The 19559-nt window shown below is 66.3% G+C and carries 17 protein-coding genes; 3 read left to right on the forward strand and 14 right to left on the reverse strand.

What is annotated here, in order from left to right; all coding sequences use genetic code 11:
- Position 1: 1 nt before the first annotated feature.
- Together gmd and DTA15_RS25255 are read left to right on the forward strand one after the other, a co-directional pair.
- Complete coding sequence (gene gmd, locus DTA15_RS25250; RefSeq protein ID WP_006491261.1) at positions 2 to 1048, forward strand: GDP-mannose 4,6-dehydratase; 1047 nt, start codon at positions 2 to 4, stop codon at positions 1046 to 1048.
- Entirely contained in the window at positions 1035 to 2000 is a 966-nt protein-coding gene (locus tag DTA15_RS25255) for an NAD-dependent epimerase/dehydratase family protein (protein WP_006491265.1), read from the forward strand. The genes gmd and DTA15_RS25255 overlap by 14 nt, the downstream gene beginning before the upstream one ends.
- A gap of 119 nt (positions 2001 to 2119) precedes the next feature.
- Here the strand turns inward: DTA15_RS25255 and ltrA are convergent, their stop codons facing one another.
- Positions 2120 to 3487 carry a group II intron reverse transcriptase/maturase gene (ltrA, locus tag DTA15_RS25260; protein WP_006491129.1) on the reverse strand — a complete coding sequence of 456 codons (1368 nt, stop codon included), beginning with the start codon at positions 3485 to 3487 and terminating at the stop codon, positions 2120 to 2122.
- 170 nt (positions 3488 to 3657) lie between these two features.
- Here ltrA and DTA15_RS25265 point away from each other — a divergent pair, with 170 nt between their 5' ends.
- Positions 3658 to 4692, forward strand: coding sequence for an IS110-like element ISBcen3 family transposase (locus DTA15_RS25265; RefSeq protein WP_006491259.1), 1035 nt, complete (start codon positions 3658 to 3660; stop codon positions 4690 to 4692).
- Between the two features lie 676 nt (positions 4693 to 5368).
- On the opposite strand, the gene DTA15_RS25275 is transcribed toward DTA15_RS25265, so the two are convergent.
- From DTA15_RS25275 to DTA15_RS38375, 13 genes are all read right to left on the reverse strand, one after another.
- A complete protein-coding gene (locus DTA15_RS25275) occupies positions 5369 to 6559 on the reverse strand; it encodes an O-succinylhomoserine sulfhydrylase (protein ID WP_006491257.1) in 1191 nt (396 codons plus the stop codon).
- Between the two features lie 259 nt (positions 6560 to 6818).
- A complete protein-coding gene (purF, locus tag DTA15_RS25285) occupies positions 6819 to 8351 on the reverse strand; it encodes an amidophosphoribosyltransferase (protein ID WP_006491264.1) in 1533 nt (510 codons plus the stop codon).
- A 51-nt stretch (positions 8352 to 8402) separates the two neighbouring features.
- Positions 8403 to 8897, reverse strand: coding sequence for a CvpA family protein (locus tag DTA15_RS25290; protein ID WP_006491262.1), 495 nt, complete (start codon positions 8895 to 8897; stop codon positions 8403 to 8405).
- A 7-nt stretch (positions 8898 to 8904) separates the two neighbouring features.
- The gene (locus tag DTA15_RS25295; RefSeq protein WP_034178306.1) at positions 8905 to 9741 is read right to left on the reverse strand and encodes an SPOR domain-containing protein; all 837 of its coding nucleotides are present in this window, start codon (positions 9739 to 9741) and stop codon (positions 8905 to 8907) included.
- 29 nt (positions 9742 to 9770) lie between these two features.
- Positions 9771 to 11081, reverse strand: coding sequence for a bifunctional tetrahydrofolate synthase/dihydrofolate synthase (folC, locus tag DTA15_RS25300; protein WP_006484411.1), 1311 nt, complete (start codon positions 11079 to 11081; stop codon positions 9771 to 9773).
- Between the two features lie 100 nt (positions 11082 to 11181).
- Positions 11182 to 12054 (reverse strand): acetyl-CoA carboxylase, carboxyltransferase subunit beta, encoded by an 873-nt coding sequence (gene accD / locus DTA15_RS25305; RefSeq protein ID WP_006484412.1) that lies wholly within the window; start codon positions 12052 to 12054, stop codon positions 11182 to 11184.
- A 62-nt stretch (positions 12055 to 12116) separates the two neighbouring features.
- Positions 12117 to 12932, reverse strand: a complete 816-nt coding sequence (trpA, locus tag DTA15_RS25310; RefSeq protein ID WP_006484407.1) for a tryptophan synthase subunit alpha — start codon at positions 12930 to 12932, stop codon at positions 12117 to 12119.
- A 95-nt stretch (positions 12933 to 13027) separates the two neighbouring features.
- On the reverse strand, positions 13028 to 13879 hold the full coding sequence (locus tag DTA15_RS25315) for a DNA-methyltransferase (protein WP_006484405.1): 852 nt from the start codon (positions 13877 to 13879) through the stop codon (positions 13028 to 13030).
- A gap of 9 nt (positions 13880 to 13888) precedes the next feature.
- Positions 13889 to 15082 carry a tryptophan synthase subunit beta gene (gene trpB, locus DTA15_RS25320; protein ID WP_006484413.1) on the reverse strand — a complete coding sequence of 398 codons (1194 nt, stop codon included), beginning with the start codon at positions 15080 to 15082 and terminating at the stop codon, positions 13889 to 13891.
- Between the two features lie 54 nt (positions 15083 to 15136).
- Positions 15137 to 15838: a phosphoribosylanthranilate isomerase gene (locus DTA15_RS25325; RefSeq protein ID WP_012493214.1), complete on the reverse strand. Its 702-nt coding sequence runs from the start codon at positions 15836 to 15838 to the stop codon at positions 15137 to 15139.
- A complete protein-coding gene (gene truA / locus DTA15_RS25330) occupies positions 15835 to 16647 on the reverse strand; it encodes a tRNA pseudouridine(38-40) synthase TruA (RefSeq protein WP_006484409.1) in 813 nt (270 codons plus the stop codon). Before truA ends, DTA15_RS25325 begins: the two co-directional genes overlap by 4 nt.
- Positions 16647 to 18761 carry a FimV/HubP family polar landmark protein gene (locus DTA15_RS25335; RefSeq protein ID WP_012493212.1) on the reverse strand — a complete coding sequence of 705 codons (2115 nt, stop codon included), beginning with the start codon at positions 18759 to 18761 and terminating at the stop codon, positions 16647 to 16649. Before DTA15_RS25335 ends, truA begins: the two co-directional genes overlap by 1 nt.
- Before the next feature lie 520 nt (positions 18762 to 19281).
- Complete coding sequence (locus DTA15_RS38375) at positions 19282 to 19548, reverse strand: hypothetical protein (protein WP_125346341.1); 267 nt, start codon at positions 19546 to 19548, stop codon at positions 19282 to 19284.
- Positions 19549 to 19559: the final 11 nt, after the last annotated feature.

The raw sequence follows: 19559 nt of genomic DNA on the forward strand, positions 1-19559 counted from the left end.
CATGAGCCAAACTCGTAAAAAGGCCATCATCACCGGAATTTCGGGGCAAGACGGTGCGTACCTGACCAAACTGCTGCTCGACAAGGGCTACGAGGTCACCGGCACCTATCGCCGCACCAGCTCGGTGAACTTCTGGCGTATCGCCGAACTGGGCGTCGACACGCATCCGAACCTGACGCTCGTCGAGCACGACCTCACCGACGCGGGCTCGAGCCTGCGCCTGCTCGAACGCACGCAGCCGGACGAACTCTACAACCTCGCCGCGCAGAGCTTCGTCGGCGTGTCGTTCGACCAGCCGGCGACGACCGCCGAAGTGACCGGCATCGGCCCGCTGAACCTGCTCGAGGCGATTCGCGTCGTGAGCCCGAAGACGCGCTTCTACCAGGCGTCGACGTCCGAGATGTTCGGCAAGGTGCAGGCCATTCCGCAAACGGAAACCACCGCGTTCTACCCGCGCAGCCCGTACGGGGTCGCGAAGCTGTACGCGCACTGGATGACCGTGAACTACCGTGAATCGTATGGCCTGTTCGGCAGCAGCGGGATCCTGTTCAACCACGAATCGCCGCTGCGCGGCCGCGAATTCGTCACGCGCAAGATCACGGACACCGTTGCGAAGATCCGGCTCGGCAAGGCGACCAAGCTCGAGCTCGGCAATCTCGACGCGAAACGCGACTGGGGCTTCGCGCTCGAATACGTCGAAGGCATGTGGCGCATGCTGCAGGCCGACGAGCCCGACACCTACGTACTCGCGACCAATCGCACCGAAACCGTGCGCGACTTCGTGCGGATGGCGTTCGCGGCGGCCGGCTACCAGATCGAATGGACCGGCAAGGGCGAGCAGGAGCGCGGCCTCGACGCATCGACCGGCAACGTGCTCGTCGAAGTGAACCCGAAGTTCTACCGCCCGGCCGAAGTCGACCTGCTGATCGGCTGCGCGGACAAGGCGAAAAGCAAACTGGGCTGGGCACCCAAGACGACGCTCGAACAACTTTGCCAGATGATGGTCGAAGCGGATTTGACGCGGAACCAACACCATGACACGTTCTGAAACCGGGCGTCCGTCGCGCCGTGCATTCGTCACGGGCCTGACGGGCTTCACCGGTCGCTACATGGCCGAACGCCTGCAGGCGGCCGGCTATGACGTCTGGGGCACGGTCGCGCCCGGCACGCCCCGCCCCGCCGATCCGGCGTTCGCGCAGTGCACGCTGCTGCCCGTCGACCTGCTCGACGCCGAGGCCATGCGCGCGGCTGCGGCCGATGCACGGCCCGACGCAGTCGTGCATCTCGCCGCGCGTGCGCATGTCGCACAGGACGAGCCGTCGCAGACCTACGCGGTCAACATCGTCGGCACGCGCAACCTGCTGGCTGCCCTCTCCGGCCTCGACCGCCGTCCGTCGGCCGTGTTGCTGGCCAGCAGCGCGAACATCTACGGCAACTCGACCGCCGGCGTGCTCGACGAAACCGTCGCGCCTGCGCCGGCGAACGACTACGCGGTCAGCAAACTCGCGATGGAATATGCGGCGAAGCTATGGGCCGACCGGCTGCCGATCGTGATCGCCCGGCCGTTCAACTACACGGGCGTCGGCCAGAGCGATGCCTATCTGCTGCCGAAGCTCGTCGCGCACTATGCGCGCAACGCACCGCGGATCTCGCTCGGCAATCTCGACGTGAGCCGCGATTTCTCCGACGTGCGCGACGTGACGGCCGCCTATCTGAAGCTCATCGAAGCCGCACCGGCAGGCGAGACGTTCAACGTCTGCTCGGAGCGCGCGTATTCACTGAAGGAAGTGCTGGCGATGCTGTCGCGCATCGCCGGTTACGTGATCGACGTGACGATCGATCCACGCTTCGTGCGACACAACGAAGTGAAAAGCCTGAGCGGGTCGCGCGACAAGCTGCGGCGTGCGGTCGGCGAATTGCCGGTCACGCCGCTCGACGAAACGCTGCGATGGATGGTGGACGCGATGCGTGCTGCACCGCCCGGTCACGCCGCTGGCTGAACGGGACGACACGCACGCCACGGCATGCGCCGAATCGGCATAGGGGACGGCCATGAGGCCGTACCCCTGCCACACCACCCGGCATGCGGGTCCGCACCGGGCGGTTCGGGAAGTTGAGGTTATGAGAGTCGGGGCACACCCAGCCGATCGAAGTACGCGAGGGTCAATACGCTATTCAGGAGCTTGCCGCTGTTACGCCACCAGTGACAGCTGTTCGCCGCCACCTGTTGCGCCACAGCGGACGGTGCGCCCAGCGCACGCAGTTCCCGGTAGATGGTCGGACCGCGGCGCCAGTGTTTGAGCTGGATGACACGCAGCCGGTGACGCATCCACTTGTCCAGATCCAGCCAGACTCGTGGCGTCTGCGCCATCTGGAAGTACGCCTTCCAGCCCAATACATAGGGCCGTAACCGTTCGACCACGTCCTTCATGCTGCGCCCGCCGCTACGGCCGGTCAGTTCACGAATGCGGCGTTTGAACGCCAGCAGCGCTCTGGCCGCCACCTTGCGCTTGATGACGCCGCCGGACGCTACCCATAGGCTGTAGCCCAGAAACTTGCGACCGAACACACTGGCGACTGCGCTTTTGGTCTCGTTGACCTTCAACCGCAGTTGCCCATACAGACGACGCAGCAGCGCCATCACCCGCTCGCCAGCACGGCGGCTACGAACGTAGACATTCGCATCGTCGGCATAGCGCGCAAAGCAGTGGCCTCGCCGCTCCAGTTCCTTGTCCACCTCATCGAGCAACACGTTGGCCAGCAACGGCGATAGCGGCCCGCCCTGTGGCGTGCCCTGTTCGCGCTGCTGAACCACGCCGCCATCCATGATGCCGCTGTTCAGATACGCCCGGATCAGCCGGATCACGCTGGCGTCCCCAATACGTTTCTGCAGTCGGTCGATCAGGATGTCGTGGTTGACCCGGTCGAAGAACTTCTCCAGATCAACATCCACCACGATTCGCCGACCCGACTGCACGTACGACTGCGCGGCAAGCACCGCATCGTGCGCACGCCGTCCAGGCCGGAAGCCGTAGCTGTGCTCGCTGAAGCCAGGGTCCAGAACCGGTTGCAGCACCTGCAGCAGCGCCTGCTGGATCAGCCGGTCCGTCACCGTCGGGATGCCAAGCTCGCGCTCGCCTCCGTCCGGTTTCGGGATCGTCACCCGCCGTACCGGACTGGGCCGGTACGTCCCCTTCAGCAACTGTTCACGGATCGCAGGCCACGCCGTCACCAGATGGCGCGACGTCTGGTCAATATCCAGACCGTCCACGCCAGCGGCTCCCTTGTTGGCCCGTACCCGTTTGAACGCCTGCTTCAGGTTCTCCCTCGTCAGCGCCGCCATCAGCAGCGATGACCCCGTGTCCCCGGATTCATGGCGCGGGCAACAGCCTTCGTCGCTCACGGGCATAGACGCAGCTTCACCGCGTATGCTTCCCGCTCGCCCCGCTCGCACGGGCATCTGACGCATTGCCTGTCGCATCGACATGACGCTGGACACTCCTTCCCGTTCGGCCCTTCGTCACCAGCTTCAGCCTCATCGACCTGTCCTGTGACTACTACGACCTCTGCTAATGGAATGGACGCCCCCGCCCGGCACGGCATCGATGTGCCAAAGTGGAAGTGTCAGCCACCACTTAACCAGAGGGAACGCCCATCATGAAGGTTACGACCGTTGGTATCGATCTGGCAAAGAACGTCTTTCAAATCCACGGCGTCGACGCGCACGGCAAAGCCGTCCTCAAGAAGCAGATCCGGCGCGATCAATTAATGCTGTTCTTCACGAATCTGCCAGCGTGCTTGATCGGCATGGAGGCCTGTGCCAGCGCGCATTACTGGGCACGACGCGTTCAAGAATGCGGACACACCGTTCGACTAATGGCTCCGCAATTCGTTAAACCCTACGTCAAGACCAACAAGAACGATGCGGCCGATGCCGAAGCAATTTGCGAAGCCGTCGCTCGGCCCAACATGCGCTTCGTCCCCATCAAGACCGAATCGCAGCAGGCCGTCCTCGCCGTACATCGCGCACGTCAGAGTTTCGTCAAGGCGCGCACCGCGCAAGCTAATCAGATTCGTGGGCTCCTCGCCGAATTCGGCCTGGTGATTCCCCAAGGTATCGCCCACATCGCGCAACGCGTACCCGAACTGCTCGACTCCGACACTTGCGCCTTGCCAGGCCCGTTTCGTCTCCTTGTGCTGCGCCTGATGGAGCATCTCAAGCTGCTCGATCAGCACGTTCGAGAACTCGAGACGCAAATTCAGACCTGGCACCGCGACAATCCCGCCAGCCGCAAACTTGCCGAGATTCCCGGCGTCGGGCCAATCACGGCAAGCGCACTGGTCGCGTCGATCGGCGATGCCAAGAACTTCGAGAACGGCCGTCAACTGGCCGCTTGGCTTGGGCTGGTCCCTCGGCAACATTCCAGCGGCGGCAAATCGACCTTGCTGGGCATGAGCAAGCGAGGCGACTCCTACCTGCGCACGCTGCTCATCCACGGCGCGCGATCGGCCATCCTAGCCGCACAACGAAAGCCCGACACCGATAGCTGGCTGAGCCGCCTGCTAGGCCGACGCCATCCCAACATCGCTGCCGTAGCCCTGGCCAGCAAGAATGCACGCGTCATATGGGCGTTGCTGGCTCACAACCAGCAGTTCCGACCGGGTTATGCGACTGCCGCGGCAGTCGCATAACCCGGTCGGCTTGCAGTCGAACAAGACCGCTGCGACAAACTTTAGGAGCGACAAACCACCCGATTGCTCAGGCAAGCAATGCAGTGATGGCGAGACAGGTCAGACCGTGGCCGGCAAAACCCATAGAAGTCAGAGCACCTCAAGTGCGATCTGCTGATTGAGGAGCTGGCCAGCGTATTCCATCAGGGACAGCAGGCGTACGCCTGACATCAAAGTCCGGATGTATGGCTGCAATCGATGCCTTCGAACCGTCACTCACCGCGAACCTGGCAAAACGGGGGCGTCCATGTATGACTTCTCGCTCCGGCTCAATGCCGTCGCCCTTTCAGGCATAAGGCGAGATCTCCCCAGGTAAGAGCGCACTCCTTCATCGCACAACCGCCGCATTTACGCTGCTTCGCCTTGGTCACGAGAGCTTCGCGGTGCGTTGCCCGCTCGCCCTGCACGGCAGCGCCTTCTATGCAGTTCTTGTCCATCGGCTCACGATTTACGCTCCACGCTTCCTCTCCACATTCGGTCGCCCTCATGCAGTTGCGCTTCACTTCATTCGCTGTGACCAGCTTATGGCGGGACTTGCACCCGCAGGAGTACGCCCATGCTGGGCGCACAACGACGACGGGCCGCTCTCACGAGCGGCCCGTTTTCATTGATGCCGGTCCGAAAACCGCTGCGTCACTCAGCCGTCCAGGCCGCGCGCCAAATCGTTGCGAATGTCGCCCGCATGCTCGAGGCCGACCGCCAGGCGGATCAGCCCCTCGGTGATCCCCGCCGCGGCGCGCGCTTCCGGCGTGATGCGGCCGTGCGTCGTGGTCGCCGGATGCGTGATCGTCGTGCGCGTATCGCCGAGGTTGCCGGTGATCGACACCAGCTTCGTGCCGTCGATCACGCGCCACGCGTTCGCGCGCTGCTGCTCGGGCGTGTCGCCCTTCAGTTCGAACGACACGATCGCGCCGCCCGCCTTCTGCTGGCGCTTCGCGAGTTCATGCTGCGGATGCGATTCGAGCCCCGGATAGAACACGCGCGCGACGGCCGGATGCGCGTCGAGCCAGCGCGCGATCTCCAGCGCGTTCGCCGATTGCTTCTCGACGCGCAGCGACAGCGTCTCCATCCCCTTCAGCAGCACCCACGCGTTGAACGCCGACAGCGTCGGGCCCGCGCTGCGCACGAACGGGAACACCTTGCCCATGATGAATTCCTTCGAGCCGACCAGCGCGCCGCCGAGCACGCGGCCCTGACCGTCGAGGAATTTCGTCGCCGAATGCATCACGACATCCGCGCCGAGCTTCAGCGGCTGCTGCAGCACCGGGCTGCAGAAACAGTTGTCGACGACGAACAGCGCGTTCGCGGCCTTCGCGATCTTGCCGATCGCCTCGATGTCGGCGAGTTCGGTCAACGGGTTCGACGGCGTCTCGAGGAAGAACATCTTCGTTTCCGGCCGCACGGCTTCCTGCCATGCGTTCAAGTCCGTCGGGTCGACGAAGGTCGTCGTGATCCCGAACTTGCTGAAGATCTGCGAGAACATCCCGAGCGTCGAGCCGAACAGGCTGCGCGAGCTGACGAGATGGTCGCCCGCCTGCAGCGCGGACATCACGACCGACATGATCGCGGCCATGCCCGACGCCGTCGCGATGCACGCCTCGCCGCCCTCGAGCGCCGCGAGACGCTCCTGGAACATGGTGACGGTCGGATTCGTGAAGCGCGAGTAGGTGAAATAGTCTTCCGAATTCGCGAAGCGCTCGGCCGCGTCGGCCGCGCTCGAGAAGCAGAAGCTCGACGTGAGGAACAGCGCTTCCGAATGCTCGTTGAAGTCGCTGCGCTGCGTGCCCGCGCGCACGGCAAGCGTGTCGAAGTTGAGGGAGTCGTCCATGTTCCGTTTTCCGTATTCGATGGCCGCGCCGACGGTCGTTCATGAGGCGCGGACCCGGTCAAAACCCAGGCCAAAAACAAAAAGCCCGCTATGCGTCGGCATCAGCGGGCTTCGGTGCGGTACGACAGCGATCGACTCGGGCCGGCTGCCGCCGGCCTTCGCTTTAGCTGTTTTGGGAAGTTGCCCCGCGTCCGCAAGCTGATATCAAATCGACGCAAGGCCACATCCTATCACGCCTCGATCGAAGCGTGCGCCGGCGTTACTCGACCGACAGCTGCAGGTTCATCTGCGAACGCTCGGTATCGCCGGCCGTATCGCGATCGGCCTGCGACGCCGGCGTGAGGCGCGCGCGCTCGATCGCATCGAGATACTCGGGCGTCACGTCGCCGGTGATGTAGTTGCCGTCGAAACACGACGCCTCGAAGCGCTCGAGCTTCTGGTTGATGTCGCGCACCGCGCGGCGCAGATCGTCGACGTCCTGATAGATCAGGTGGTCGGCGCCGATGATCTTCGCGACTTCCTCGTCGGTGCGGCCGTGCGCGACGAGCTCGCCACGCGTCGGCATGTCGATGCCGTACACGTTCGGGAACTTCACGGGCGGCGCCGCCGACGCGAAGATCACCGACTTCGCGCCCGCATCGCGCGCCATCTGCACGATTTCATGCGAGGTCGTGCCGCGCACGATCGAATCGTCGACGATCAGCACGTGCTTGTCCTTGAACTCGATGCTCATCGCGTTGAGCTTCTGGCGCACCGACTTCTTGCGCACGGCCTGCCCCGGCATGATGAAGGTCCGGCCGACGTAGCGGTTCTTGAAGAAGCCTTCGCGATACTCGACGCCGAGCTTCGCGGCGACCTGCATCGCGGCCGGGCGCGACGAATCGGGAATCGGCATCACGACGTCGATCGGCACGTTCGGCAGCTCGCGCTTGATCTTCTCGGCGAGATAGTCGCCCATGCGCAGGCGCACGTTGTAGACCGGCACGCCGTCGAGACACGAATCCGGACGGGCCAGATACACGTATTCGAACATGCACGGATTCAGCGTCGGGTTCTCCGCGCACTGCTGGCTGTGGAAGTTGCCGGCCTTGTCGATGAAGATCGCTTCGCCCGGCTCCAGGTCGCGCACGAATTCGAAACCGATGCCTTCGACCGCCACCGACTCCGACGCGACCATCCATTCGGTGCCGTGCTCGGTTTCGAGCTTGCCGATGCAGAGCGGACGGATGCCGAACGGGTCGCGGAACGCGAGCAGGCCGTAGCCGGCGATCAGCGACACGATCGCGTACGAACCCTGCAGGCGGCGATGCACGCCCGACACCGCCTTGAACACCGACGCCGGATCGAGCTCGAGGCCCGTGGTCGACAGTTGCAGCTCGTGCGCGAACACGTTCAGCAGCACTTCGCTGTCGGAATTGGTGTTGATGTGCCGGCGGTCGATCCGGAACATCTCGTCCTTCAGTTGCTGCCAGTTCGTCAGGTTGCCGTTGTGCGCGAGGATGATCCCGAACGGCGCGTTCACGTAGAACGGCTGCGCCTCGGCCTCGCTCGACGCCGAGCCGGCCGTCGGGTAGCGCACCTGGCCGATGCCGTAGGTGCCGGGCAGGCTGCGCATGTTGCGCGTGCGGAACACGTCGCGCACCATGCCGTTCGCCTTGTACATGTGGAAATTGCTGCCGTCCGCCGTCGCAATGCCCGCCGCGTCCTGACCGCGATGCTGCAGCAGCAGCAGGCTGTCATAGATCAGCTGATTGACCGGGGATTGGGAGATAACACCTACGATGCCGCACATGGCATGTCCTTCAGAATGACAAAATCGGTTCCGTCCTGCCCGGCCGCGTCGTCACACGCGTACGTACTGGGCCATGCCGTCGGGCAGGAGCTGCTTCAGCTCGTGCACGCCCTGTTCGGCAAAAGGACGCAATAGCGCATTGCGCCAGAAATCCTGTTTGGGCAGTTCGGTCAGCCCGGCCGCCGCGACCAGCAGCACCACCAGCACGCAGCCGCGGACGAGCCCGAACATCATGCCCAGCGAGCGGTCGACGCCGCCCAGGCCACTCGCCTGCGCGATCCGCGACAGCAGCGCGTTCGCCACGCCGGCGACCAGCACGACGCCGATCACGACTAACGCGAAGGCGATCACCCACTGCGTCAGCGCGCCGCCCGGCCAGTTCGCCGGGATGTACGGTACGACCAGCCCGACGTAGCGGCCCGCGATCACGATCGCCGCGATCCAGCCGATCAGCCCGAAAATCTCGGACACGAAGCCGCGCCATGCGCCGCGCAGCGCCGACAACACGATCACCGCCAATACAGCGTAGTCGAAAGCCGTCAGCATCGTGGCATTACTGCGTCAGACCGGCTTCGCGCACCTTCGCGATCGCGGCGGAAGCCGCCGATCGATCCGCGAACGGGCCGGCACGCAACAGTGTAGCCGTGCTGCCGTCCGCCTGCTTGCGATGCTCGACATATGCGGGCACACCCGCCGATTTCAATTTGGTCGCCCACGAACGGGCCGTCGCGTCGTCCTTGAACGAGCCGAGCTGCACCGCGAAGCGCGCACCAGCCGGCGATGCCGGCGACGATGCGTCGCCGCTGTCCGGGCTCGCGGCGCCGGCATTCGCGACGGTTGCGGGCGCAGGCTTCGGCGCGGCCGGTTTCGCCGCGGGGGCGGCCGGCTTCGGCGCGGGCTTCGGCGGCGTCACGCTCGCCGTGGTGGTCGTATCGGGTTTCGCGGCCGGCTTGGCGGCATCCTTCGGCGCAGGGGCCGGTGCGGCCGCAACGGTCGTGTCGGATGCCGGCGGTTCGTCGTGGGCGACGCCGGCCTGCACGTCGGACACATCGTCGTCGCGCGGCGCGACCGCCTGGTGCGCGGGCCGGTTCGGGATGTCGATCGCGATGTCGTCCGTGACCGGCTTCGGGTGCGAGTCGAGCACCATCGGCAGCACGATCACCGCGGCCACGACGAGCGCGATCGCGCCCACGAGGCGCCGGCGTGCGCGTTGCTTTTCTGGAAGGGTCGGATCGAGGAGCAGTGCGTCCGATTCCGGACGCTCGGTGCGGCGCGGGCGCCGCTCGACGCGTTCAGTGCGCTCCGTGCGCACGTTCCGGGAGGCCCCGGTGCGACCGCCGCGCCGCGGGGGCGCGTCGTCGTCTTTTTTGCCGAACGAGAAAATTCCCATGAATGGCTGAGTCCGAAACTGCCCGTCAGTCAGTGTTGCTGCGATTTACGGTAGGCCAGCACGCCGGCAACCGTATGGAAACTGCCGAAAACCACGATTCTATCATTCTCGGATGCTCTTTTTAGTGCATCGCGAAACGCTTCCGCAGGCGACGCGTAGCGCGTCACGCTCGAATCGGGCCCCTCCTCCACGCCAGCCTTGCGCAGCGCGGCTTCGAGCTGCTCCGCGGAGGCCGCGCGCGGCAGCGGCAGGTCGGTCACGCACCAGTGGTCGATCTCGCCCTTCAGGTGCTGCAGCACGCCGTCGATGTCCTTGTCGTGCATCGCGCCGAACACCGCGTACGTGTACGGGAAGAAGCCCATGTTGCCAAGGTTCTGCTCGAGCACGGCCGACGCATGCGGGTTGTGCGCGACGTCGAGCACGATCGCCGGCTTGCCGGGCAGCACCTGGAAGCGCCCCGGCAGCTCGACGTTCGCCAGTCCGAGCCGGATGTCCTGCGCGGACACCGGCAGCACCGGACGCAGCGCCTCGAGCGCGGCGAGCGCGGCCGACGCATTGATCAGCTGATTCGCGCCGCGCAGCGCCGGATACGCGAGCGCCGGATAGCGCTTCTCGCGGCCGAGGTAGCTCCATTGCTGGCGCTCGGCGCCCGCTTGCGCCTCGTAGCGGAAATCGCGGCCGACAAGCCACAGGTCGGCGCCGATCGCTTCGGCGTGGTCGATCAGCGTCTGCGGCGCGGCCGGATCGCCGCAGATCGCCGGCTTGCCGGCGCGGAAGATCCCGGCCTTCTCGAACGCGATCTTCTCGCGCGTGTCGCCAAGGTATTCGGTATGGTCGATGTCGATGCTCGTGACGATCGCACAATCGGTATCGATGATGTTGACCGCATCGAGCCGGCCGCCGAGGCCGACTTCGAGAATCACCGCGTCGAGCCCGCGCGCCGCGAACAGATGCAGGATCGCGAGCGTCGTGAATTCGAAATACGTGAGCGACACGGGCCCGGCCAGCGACGTGCGCGCGGCTTCGACGGCCTCGAAGTGCGGCAGCAGTTCGTCATCGGTCACGTTCTGTCCGTTCACGCGCGCGCGCTCGTTGAATTCGAGCAGGTGCGGCGACGTGTGGCAGCCGACCTTGTAGCCCGCGCGCACGAGGATCGTCTCGAGGAATGCGCAGGTCGAGCCCTTGCCGTTCGTGCCGCCGACGGTGATCACCGGGCACGCGAATTCGAGCTGCAGCGCCGCCTTGACCTGCCCGATGCGGGTCAGGCCCATGTCGATGCCGACCGGGTGCGCGCGTTCGAGATGCGAAAGCCACGCGTCGAGAGTGGGAAAAGTGCTCATCGGATCAAATCTGGATCGGTACCGCCACTACGCCAAAAAAACGAAGCGCGCCGCCTGACGCTGGAGCCAGGCGACGCGCGGAGTCACAACCTTGCGCCGGTCAGGCCAGCGCGTCGGCCGGCTGTCGCTGCAGCAGCGCGAGCAACTGCGCGATCTCGTCGCGCATCTTGCGACGATCGACGATCATGTCGATCGCGCCGGTCTTCAGCAGGAATTCGGCGCGCTGGAAACCTTCCGGCAGTTTCTCGCGGACCGTCTGCTCGATCACGCGCGGGCCGGCGAAGCCGATCAGCGCCTTCGGCTCGGCGATCACGACGTCGCCGAGGAATGCGAAGCTCGCCGACACGCCACCCATCGTCGGGTCGGTCAGCACCGAGATGAACGGCAGCTTCGCCTCGGCCAGCTTGGTCAGCATCGCGGTGGTCTTGGCCATCTGCATCAGCGACAGCAGGCTTTCCTGCATCCGCGCGCCGCCCGATGCCGTGAAGCAGATGAACGGCACGTGCTGCTCCAGCGCGTTCTGCGCGCCGCGCGCGAAGCGTTCGCCGACGACCGAGCCCATCGAGCCGCCCATGAACGAGAACTCGAAACAGGCCGCGACGACGGGCAGCGTGTGGATCGCCCCGCCCATCACGACCATCGCGTCGGTCTCGCCGGTTTCGTCCATCGCTTCCTTCAGACGATCGGGGTACTTGCGGCTGTCCTTGAACTTCAGCGTGTCGACCGGCACGATTTCCTGGCCGATTTCATAGCGGCCTTCCGGATCGAGCAGCCCGTCGAGGCGCTCGCGTGCACCGATGCGCATGTGGTGATCGCACTTCGGGCACACGTGCAGGTTGGCGTCCACGTCGTTGCGATAGAGAACGGCCTCGCAGGACGGGCACTTGACCCACAGGCCTTCCGGAATGCCCTTGCGGCTTTTCGGGTCGGTCTGCTTGATCTTCGGCGGCAACAGTTTGTCGAGCCAGCTCATCGTATGGTTTCCTGTTCCGTGGCGGGGCGGGCCGACCGGCCCGTTCCCGCTTCCTGTTGTGTTTATCGCGCCGTCTTGCCCGCGCCGTCCAGCGCGGCACGCAGCTCGGCAATGAAAGTCTTCAGCGCGGCGGCGGCGCCTTCCGGCGCGGCGCTCTCGAGCAGCTGCACCAGGCGGCTGCCGATCACGACGGCATCCGACACTTCGGCCACCGCGCGCGCCGTTTCGGCGTCGCGGATACCGAAGCCGACGCCCACCGGAACCGGCACGCGCGACTTGATGGCCGGGATTTTACCTGCAATGCTCGAAACATCCAGATTTCCCGCGCCGGTCACGCCCTTGAGCGACACGTAATACACGTAGCCGCTCGCGATCTTGCCGACGTCGGCAATGCGCTCGTCGGTCGACGTGGGCGCCAGCAGGAAGATCGGATCGATCTGCGCGGCGCGCATTTTCTCGGCGAAAACACCGGCCTCTTCCGGCGGATAGTCGACCACCAGCACGCCGTCGACGCCGGCCGCGTGCGCTTCGGCCGCGAACGCATCGACACCCATCCGTTCGATCGGGTTCGCATAGCCCATCAGCACGACGGGGGTTTTGGGGTCGGTTTCGCGGAAACGCTTCACGTCGGCGAGCACGCTCTTCAACGTGACGCCGCGCGCGAGCGCGCGTTCCGACGAGCGCTGGATCACCGGGCCGTCGGCCATCGGGTCCGAGAACGGCACGCCGAGCTCGATCACGTCCGCGCCGCCTGCGGCGAGCGCGTGCATGAATTCGACGGTTTTCGCGGGATCGGGATCGCCGGCCGTGATGAACGGGATCAGGCCCTTACGGCCTTGTTCGGCGAGCGCGGCGAAGGTCTGCTGAATACGGGACATGGCAATTTTCCTGTGTCGATCCGGAGCTGGCGCTTCAGCGCTTGCTCCGGTCTCATACGATGTATGCGTTGCGTTCGGCGACGCGGCGGCGCGACTCACGCGCACGCCGGCGCGGCGAGCGCGCTCACGCGCTCGTGCGCGATCGCACAATAGCTTTCGTTGATCTCGTAGCCGACGAAGTCGCGCCCCTGCCGTGCGCAGGCCACCGCGGTCGTGCCGCTGCCCATGAACGGATCGAGCACGCGGCCGCCCGGCGGGCAGCTTGCGAGCACCATCCGCTCGATGATTTCCAGCGGCTTCTGGGTCGGATGATCGACGCGCTCCGCGTGCTGCCGGTGCAGGCGCGAGACCGACCAGACGTCCTTCGGGTTGTAGCCCATCTCCAGCCACTTGCTGCCTTCGAACAGCTTGCGCGAGCGGGCCTTCTTCGTGTCGGCGTCGTACGGGATGCGGACCGGATCGAGATCGAAGTAATACGCTTTGGAAACCGCGAAAAAGCCGATGTTGTCGTGCACCGACGTGAAACGGCGCGTCGTGCCGCCCATGCTCGGCACGCGCCGGTCCCAGATGATCTCGTTGACCATCGTGAGTTTCGTCTTCAGGAAACTGAAGATTTCCGGCGCGTACTGCCACGTGCAGAAGATGTACATCGACCCGCTCGGCTTCAGCTTCGGAATCGCGAGGTCGAGCCACTCGCGCGTCCACGCGAGGAAGTCGTCGCCCGAACGCTTGTCCGAATCGTTGCCGTAGTCCTTGCCGAGCCCGTACGGCGGATCGGCGACGATCAGGTCGATCGACGCATCCGGCAGGTGCGCGGCGTGGGTCAGGAAATCGCGGTTGTGCAGCTCGATACCGGACGGCAGCGCGCGCGGCACGGCAGCGGCGGGCTGAACCGCCTCCGCCTCGCTCGCGGCGCCGCCGCCCGGCTCTTCGATCAGGTCACGCATCGGTCGGGGTCAGAGCTCGATGCCCGATCGCTCGGCGACCGTGTGCATGTCCTTGTCGCCGCGGCCCGACAAGTTGACGAGCAGGATCTTGTCCTTCGGCAACGTCGGCGCGAGCTTCACGCCATACGCGATCGCGTGACTCGACTCGAGCGCGGGAATGATCCCCTCGATCCGGCAGCAGTCGTGGAACGCCTTCAACGCCTCGTCGTCGCTGATCGGCACGTACTGCGCGCGGCCGCTGTCCTTCAGCCATGCGTGCTCGGGGCCGACGCCCGGATAGTCGAGGCCCGCCGACACCGAATGCGTCTCGATGATCTGGCCGTTGTCGTCCTGCAGCAGGTACGTGCGGTTGCCGTGCAGCACGCCCGGGCTGCCGGCGATCAGCGATGCCGCGTGATGGCCCGTATCGAGGCCGTCGCCGGCCGCTTCGACGCCGATCAGCTGCACCGAGGTATCGTCGATGTACGGATAGAAGATGCCCATCGCGTTCGACCCGCCGCCCACGCACGCAATCACCGCGTCCGGCTGCCGGCCAGCGAGCTCGGGCATCTGCACCTTGCACTCGTCGCCAATCACGCGCTGGAAGTCGCGCACCATCATCGGATACGGGTGCGGGCCCGCGACCGTGCCGATGATGTAGAACGTGCTTTCGATGTTCGTGACCCAGTCGCGCATCGCTTCGTTCAGCGCGTCCTTCAGCGTGCGCGAACCCGATTCGACCGGCACGACGGTCGCGCCGAGCAGCTTCATCCGGTAGACGTTGGCGGCCTGCCGGCGCACGTCTTCCGAACCCATGTAGACGACGCACTCCATCCCGAAGCGCGCGCAGATCGTCGCGGTCGCGACGCCGTGCTGGCCGGCGCCGGTTTCCGCGATCACGCGCTTCTTGCCCATGCGCTTCGCGAGCAGCGCCTGGCCGATCACGTTGTTGATCTTGTGCGCGCCCGTGTGGTTCAGGTCTTCGCGCTTCAGGTAGATCTGCGCGCCGCCGAGCATCTCGCTCCAGCGCTGCGCGTGATAGATCGGCGACGGGCGGCCGACGAAATACTTCAGCTCGCGCTCGAATTCGGCGACGAAGTCGGGATCGTTCTGGAACTTTTCATACGCCGCGCGCAGTTCGTCCAGCGCGTGAATCAGCGTCTCGGCGACGAACACGCCGCCATACGGGCCGAAATGGCCGCGATCATCAGGAAGGTTGTACATGGTGTCTCTCTCGATCGGTCGGTGCGCCCGCTTTGGGGGTCGCACCGGCTTGCATCACCCGGCGTCCGCTGCGCGCACCGCGCGTACGAACGCCGCCATCCGGGCGTGATCCTTCACGCCCTTCGCGCCCTCCACTTCGATGCCACTCGAGACATCGACAGCAAACGGACGCAGCTGGCGGATCGCATCACCGACGTTTTGCGCGTTCAAGCCACCACTCAAAACGGCCCGACGCGCGAGCTCTGCGGGAATAAGAGACCAATCGAAGACCTTGCCGCTACCGCCGTAATCCGGCACCAGGGTGTCGAACAGGAGGCCGCGCGCTTTCGAATAATGAAGAGCCGATTCTACCAAATCGGCACGCTGCGTCGAGGGGCCGACGCGCACCGCGCGCAACCACGGCAGGCGTGCCGCGCGGCCAAGTGCGTCGCACCGCTCCGGCGTCTCGTCGCCGTGGAACTGCAGCACCGTGAGCGGCACGTCGCGCACGACGGCTTCGATCTCGGCTTCGGTCGCATTCACGAACAGCCCGACCACCGAGACGAATGGCGGCGCGAGGCTCGCCAGCTCGGCCGCCTGCGCGATCGACACCGCGCGCGGGCTCTTCGGGTAGAACACGAGGCCGATCGCATCGGCGCCGAGCGCCGCCGCGTGCAGCACGTCCTCGGGGCGCGACAGCCCGCACAGCTTGATGCGCGTGCGCGGCGCCAGGCCAGCCGCGGCGGAAGTCGAAGAAGACACGGCGTGCTCCGTCATGTTTGTGAGTCCAGATCCGCCCAGACGCTGCTCCACGGCACGCTGCCGAGCTGCGCGGGCGGGACGGCGAATTCCGCCGGGTAGCCGACGTGGGCGAGGTACAGCCCGTCGGCCATGAACGTGGGCGCCGCGAGATTGCGGTCGCGCCCGGCCAGCACGTCGGCGAGCCAGTCGGCCGGATAGCGGCCGCGCCCCACCGCGACGAGGCAGCCCATCAGGTTGCGCACCATGTGGTGCAGGAACGCGTTGGCGCGGAAGCGGAAATGGATGAAATGCCCCGCGCGCCGCACGTCGATCTGATACAGGTGTTTGACCGGCGTCTTCGACTGGCATTCCGACGACCGGAACGACGAAAAGTCGTGCTCGCCGATCAGGTACGCGGCGGCGGCGCGCATCGCGTCGTCGTCGAGCGGCGTGTGGATCCAGCCCGCGCGCCCGGCCAGCATCGGCGAACGCACCGGATGCACGTACAGCGCGTAGTAATAGGTGCGCTCGAACGCCGAAAAGCGCGCATGGAACGTGTCCGGCATCGGCTTCGCCCACTGCACCGACACGGTCGGCGGGAGGAACGCGTTGGTGCCGCGCACCCACGAGAACACCTCGCGCTCGAGCTCCGTGTCGAAATGCACGACCTGCCCGAGCCCGTGCACGCCGGTGTCGGTCCGCCCCGCCACCGTCGTGTGCAGCGGCACCCGCGCGAACTCGGCCAGCGCATGTTCGAGCCGGTCCTGCACGGTCTTGCCGTGCGGCTGCGCCTGCCAGCCGCAGAACGCCGCGCCGTCGTACTGGATGCCCAGCGCGATCCGCATCACGCCTCGTCCGCCAGTTTCGCGAGCAGCGCGCGCGCATCGTCGCGCGTCGCGGCGTCGTTCGCGTCGACCACTTCCTGCAGCAGCGTGCGCGCGCCGGACAGGTCGCCCAGTTCGACGTACTCCGCCGCGAGATCGAGCTTGTTGCGGGCGATGCGCGCGAGTTCGTCCGCGGTGAGCGCAGGCAGCGCGGCGCCCGGCGTGGACGGCAGGTCGAGATCGAAATCGAGCTTCAGCGCGCCGAACTGCGCGCCGCCGAGCGCCGGCAGCGACGACGTCGCGGGCGGCTGGCCCGCGTGGCCGGCAGGCGTCGCGGCGTCCGGGTCCCAGTCGAACTCGTCGTCCTGGTCGGCCGGATGTTCCGGCGTCGTCTCACCCGAGCCAATCGGCGGGTGCTGGGCGGATTGACCGTTAGTTGCGATTTTATCGGCGTCGGGCTGCGCTGCCCGCGCCGCGCGTTCCTCCGGCGTCAACGACGGCTCGTCTGTCGCCCGCGGCGGCAACGGCATGTCGAGACTGTTGAGCGCGCTGATCGCGTTCTGCATCAGCGTCGCGTGCTGCGCTTCGGTGCTCGAAGGCGCGATGGACGCCGCGGGCGGCTCGGCCGGCTGGTCGGCGGCGGTGTTTTTTTCCGCTGGCGCCGCGTCGTGCGGCGCCTCGGCCGAAACCGGAGTCGCGTCGTTCGCGGGCGACTCCGCCGCATGAGCAGACGGCAATTCGGGCGACTCGTCGCGCGGCGGCGCCGTCACTTCGGGTGCGGGCGAGGTGTCCGCTGCGGGCGGCTCGATGGTCTCCGCCGCCGCAGCAGTCGCCGCCGCGAGGTTCATGTCGGACGCCGCATCGCGCGCAACCGGCATCTCGGGCGTGATCGGCAATTCGCGCTCGACGGACGGCGCGGCTTCCGCTTCCGCGGCACCGCCTGCCGCGGCCGTAGCCGTACCCGCATCGTCCGCGCGGCGCCCCTTGCGGCGCTTGCGCCACGCGAAGCCGGCCGCGAGCACGATCACGGCAGCGCCGGCCACGGCGGCCGGACGCCAATCCATCTGTTCGGGACGACGTGCAGGTGTCGCGACGGGCGCGATCGGCTGCACGGACGCCGATGCCGGTTGCGGCGCGCTGGCTGCCACGCCCGACGCGGCTTCGCTTGCCGTCGATGCAGCGGCCGACGCACCCGCGTCGTTCGCGGCCGGACGCGGCGCGGCGGGCACCGGAGCCGGCGCCGGCGCGACGCCGGTCGTCGTGGCCGGCTTGCCGATGCCGTGCTTCTGCAGCTCCATCAGCACGCGATTCTTCAGCGCCAGCAATTGCTGGAGGCTCGACGGCCGCGGCTGCGACGCACTCACGGCGGGCGCTGCGCCAGCCGGTTCGTGCACGCCGGAAACCGGGCCGCCCGGCACCGCCTGCCCCGCAGCGTCGCTCGTGGCCGACGGCGCCGACTGGATCGCGCCGCTCCATACGTGCGGGCCGCTTGCCCCGGCCGTAGGCGCCGCCGGCTGCATGCCGTCGACAGCCGACGCGCCATGTACGGCCGACGCCCCGTTCGAAGAGGCACCGCTCGAAGCCGATGCCCCCGCCGCCGTCGCGGCACTCGCGCCGCTCACCGGCGTTGCATGCTGGGCAGGCGCCACCGGCGCGGACTGCACGGCCGAGCCGGCATGCGGCGCCGACGCGCCATGCTGCGCGATCGCCGCCGCGCCCGATGCGGCGGCGGGCGCGGAAGCGGCCGTCGTCCCGGAGGCAGCGGATGCGCCGGCCGGCGCGAGCGCCGCGCCGGTGGCGTCGAGCGCGGGCACCGTCAGCGTCGCGCCGACTTTCAGGCGGCTCGCGTCGCGCTTCATGAACGCCTGCGGATTGGCGTCGAACAGCGCACGGCCAGCGCGCGCGAGCACGCCCGGATCGTGCGATTGCGTGGCCGCTTTCGCGATGTCGTTCAGCGACTGGCCCGGCTGGACCGTCACGGTAAGCGGAGCGGCGGCGCCGGCAGCGGACGCCGGCAGTTCGCCGGCGCCGACTGCCCATGCCGATGCGGCTGCGCCGAGCGCCAGGATCGCCAGCGCGCCACGCACGGCACGCGACAGACGGGACTGACGCGGAAACAAGGAAATTCGGGACATCGTTGGCTCTATCGCCGCGCGCAGGCGCGGCTCGGATTCACGGTTGGAAGCGTCAATAAATGGCTGCAGAAATGCAAAAGCGTCGCGCGGAACGCGACGCTTTCGGCGGGTCTGTGCGTCGTAACCGCGTAGTTTACTTCACACGATCGGGTTCCGGCCGAATTCGTCGCCGGCAGGTGCAACCGGGCGCGGGGTAGGCGCTCGTGTCGCGCGGCCGCGCCTGTCGTAGTCGATGCATCCGATCGATCAGGACGAACCTGCGTGCCGCAGGCGAAAGCCGTCTCGCAGCAGCGTCGCGCCCCTGTCGGAGGAAGCGGCTTTCCGGCGCCGACCCAGCGTCCGCCGCAGGATCACGACGACAGAATCGCAGGGATTTTCTCAACAATCCGCCCTGCCCTCCGTTAATGAACTAGCCGCCGAAAATCAAAACAAATCCTGATCGGCGCTTAATCCCGCTCCCGAAAAATTTCAATTCGTCGATAAGAAGGCAATTCCCGTCTCTTATCGGAGAAATGAAAATTTACACGGCCGAAGCCCCACCCCATAAGGCTTTCACCGCCTTACGCCCACGCCATTGCTCATACAAAAGCGATCGTTTCTGCATCAATTCAATTACATTACACAAAATTACACAGACCAAATAATCGCCGTCGATACGATCGTCTTCAAACAGGAATCGGCATCTTTCGACCTCGCGCCTGCACATGCCGGAAAGGCGGGCGCGCGCGGCCGGGCTGATGCCGTGAAGTACCGGAGGGTCATCGCGCAGTCGCACGACTGCATTCACTCACCAGCTCG

Source organism: Burkholderia cenocepacia, assembly GCF_900446215.1.
GTDB classification, from domain to species: Bacteria; Pseudomonadota; Gammaproteobacteria; order Burkholderiales; family Burkholderiaceae; genus Burkholderia; species Burkholderia cenocepacia.

Bases quoted from the DNA above. Each gene is read 5' to 3' on its own strand.
- truA (WP_006484409.1), bottom strand. From the start codon at position 16,647: ATGCGGATCGCGCTGGGCATCCAGTACGACGGCGCGGCGTTCTGCGGC.
- DTA15_RS25315 (WP_006484405.1), bottom strand. From the start codon at position 13,879: ATGCGTGACCTGATCGAAGAGCCGGGCGGCGGCGCCGCGAGCGAGGCG.
- gmd (WP_006491261.1), top strand. From the start codon at position 2: ATGAGCCAAACTCGTAAAAAGGCCATCATCACCGGAATTTCGGGGCAA.
- ltrA (WP_006491129.1), bottom strand. From the start codon at position 3,487: ATGTCGATGCGACAGGCAATGCGTCAGATGCCCGTGCGAGCGGGGCGA.
- DTA15_RS25265 (WP_006491259.1), top strand. From the start codon at position 3,658: ATGAAGGTTACGACCGTTGGTATCGATCTGGCAAAGAACGTCTTTCAA.
- folC (WP_006484411.1), bottom strand. From the start codon at position 11,081: ATGAGCACTTTTCCCACTCTCGACGCGTGGCTTTCGCATCTCGAACGC.
- trpA (WP_006484407.1), bottom strand. From the start codon at position 12,932: ATGTCCCGTATTCAGCAGACCTTCGCCGCGCTCGCCGAACAAGGCCGT.
- DTA15_RS25290 (WP_006491262.1), bottom strand. From the start codon at position 8,897: ATGCTGACGGCTTTCGACTACGCTGTATTGGCGGTGATCGTGTTGTCG.
- DTA15_RS25275 (WP_006491257.1), bottom strand. From the start codon at position 6,559: ATGGACGACTCCCTCAACTTCGACACGCTTGCCGTGCGCGCGGGCACG.
- DTA15_RS25325 (WP_012493214.1), bottom strand. From the start codon at position 15,838: ATGACGGAGCACGCCGTGTCTTCTTCGACTTCCGCCGCGGCTGGCCTG.
- DTA15_RS25335 (WP_012493212.1), bottom strand. From the start codon at position 18,761: ATGTCCCGAATTTCCTTGTTTCCGCGTCAGTCCCGTCTGTCGCGTGCC.
- DTA15_RS25295 (WP_034178306.1), bottom strand. From the start codon at position 9,741: ATGGGAATTTTCTCGTTCGGCAAAAAAGACGACGACGCGCCCCCGCGG.
- DTA15_RS25255 (WP_006491265.1), top strand. From the start codon at position 1,035: ATGACACGTTCTGAAACCGGGCGTCCGTCGCGCCGTGCATTCGTCACG.
- accD (WP_006484412.1), bottom strand. From the start codon at position 12,054: ATGAGCTGGCTCGACAAACTGTTGCCGCCGAAGATCAAGCAGACCGAC.
- trpB (WP_006484413.1), bottom strand. From the start codon at position 15,082: ATGTACAACCTTCCTGATGATCGCGGCCATTTCGGCCCGTATGGCGGC.
- purF (WP_006491264.1), bottom strand. From the start codon at position 8,351: ATGTGCGGCATCGTAGGTGTTATCTCCCAATCCCCGGTCAATCAGCTG.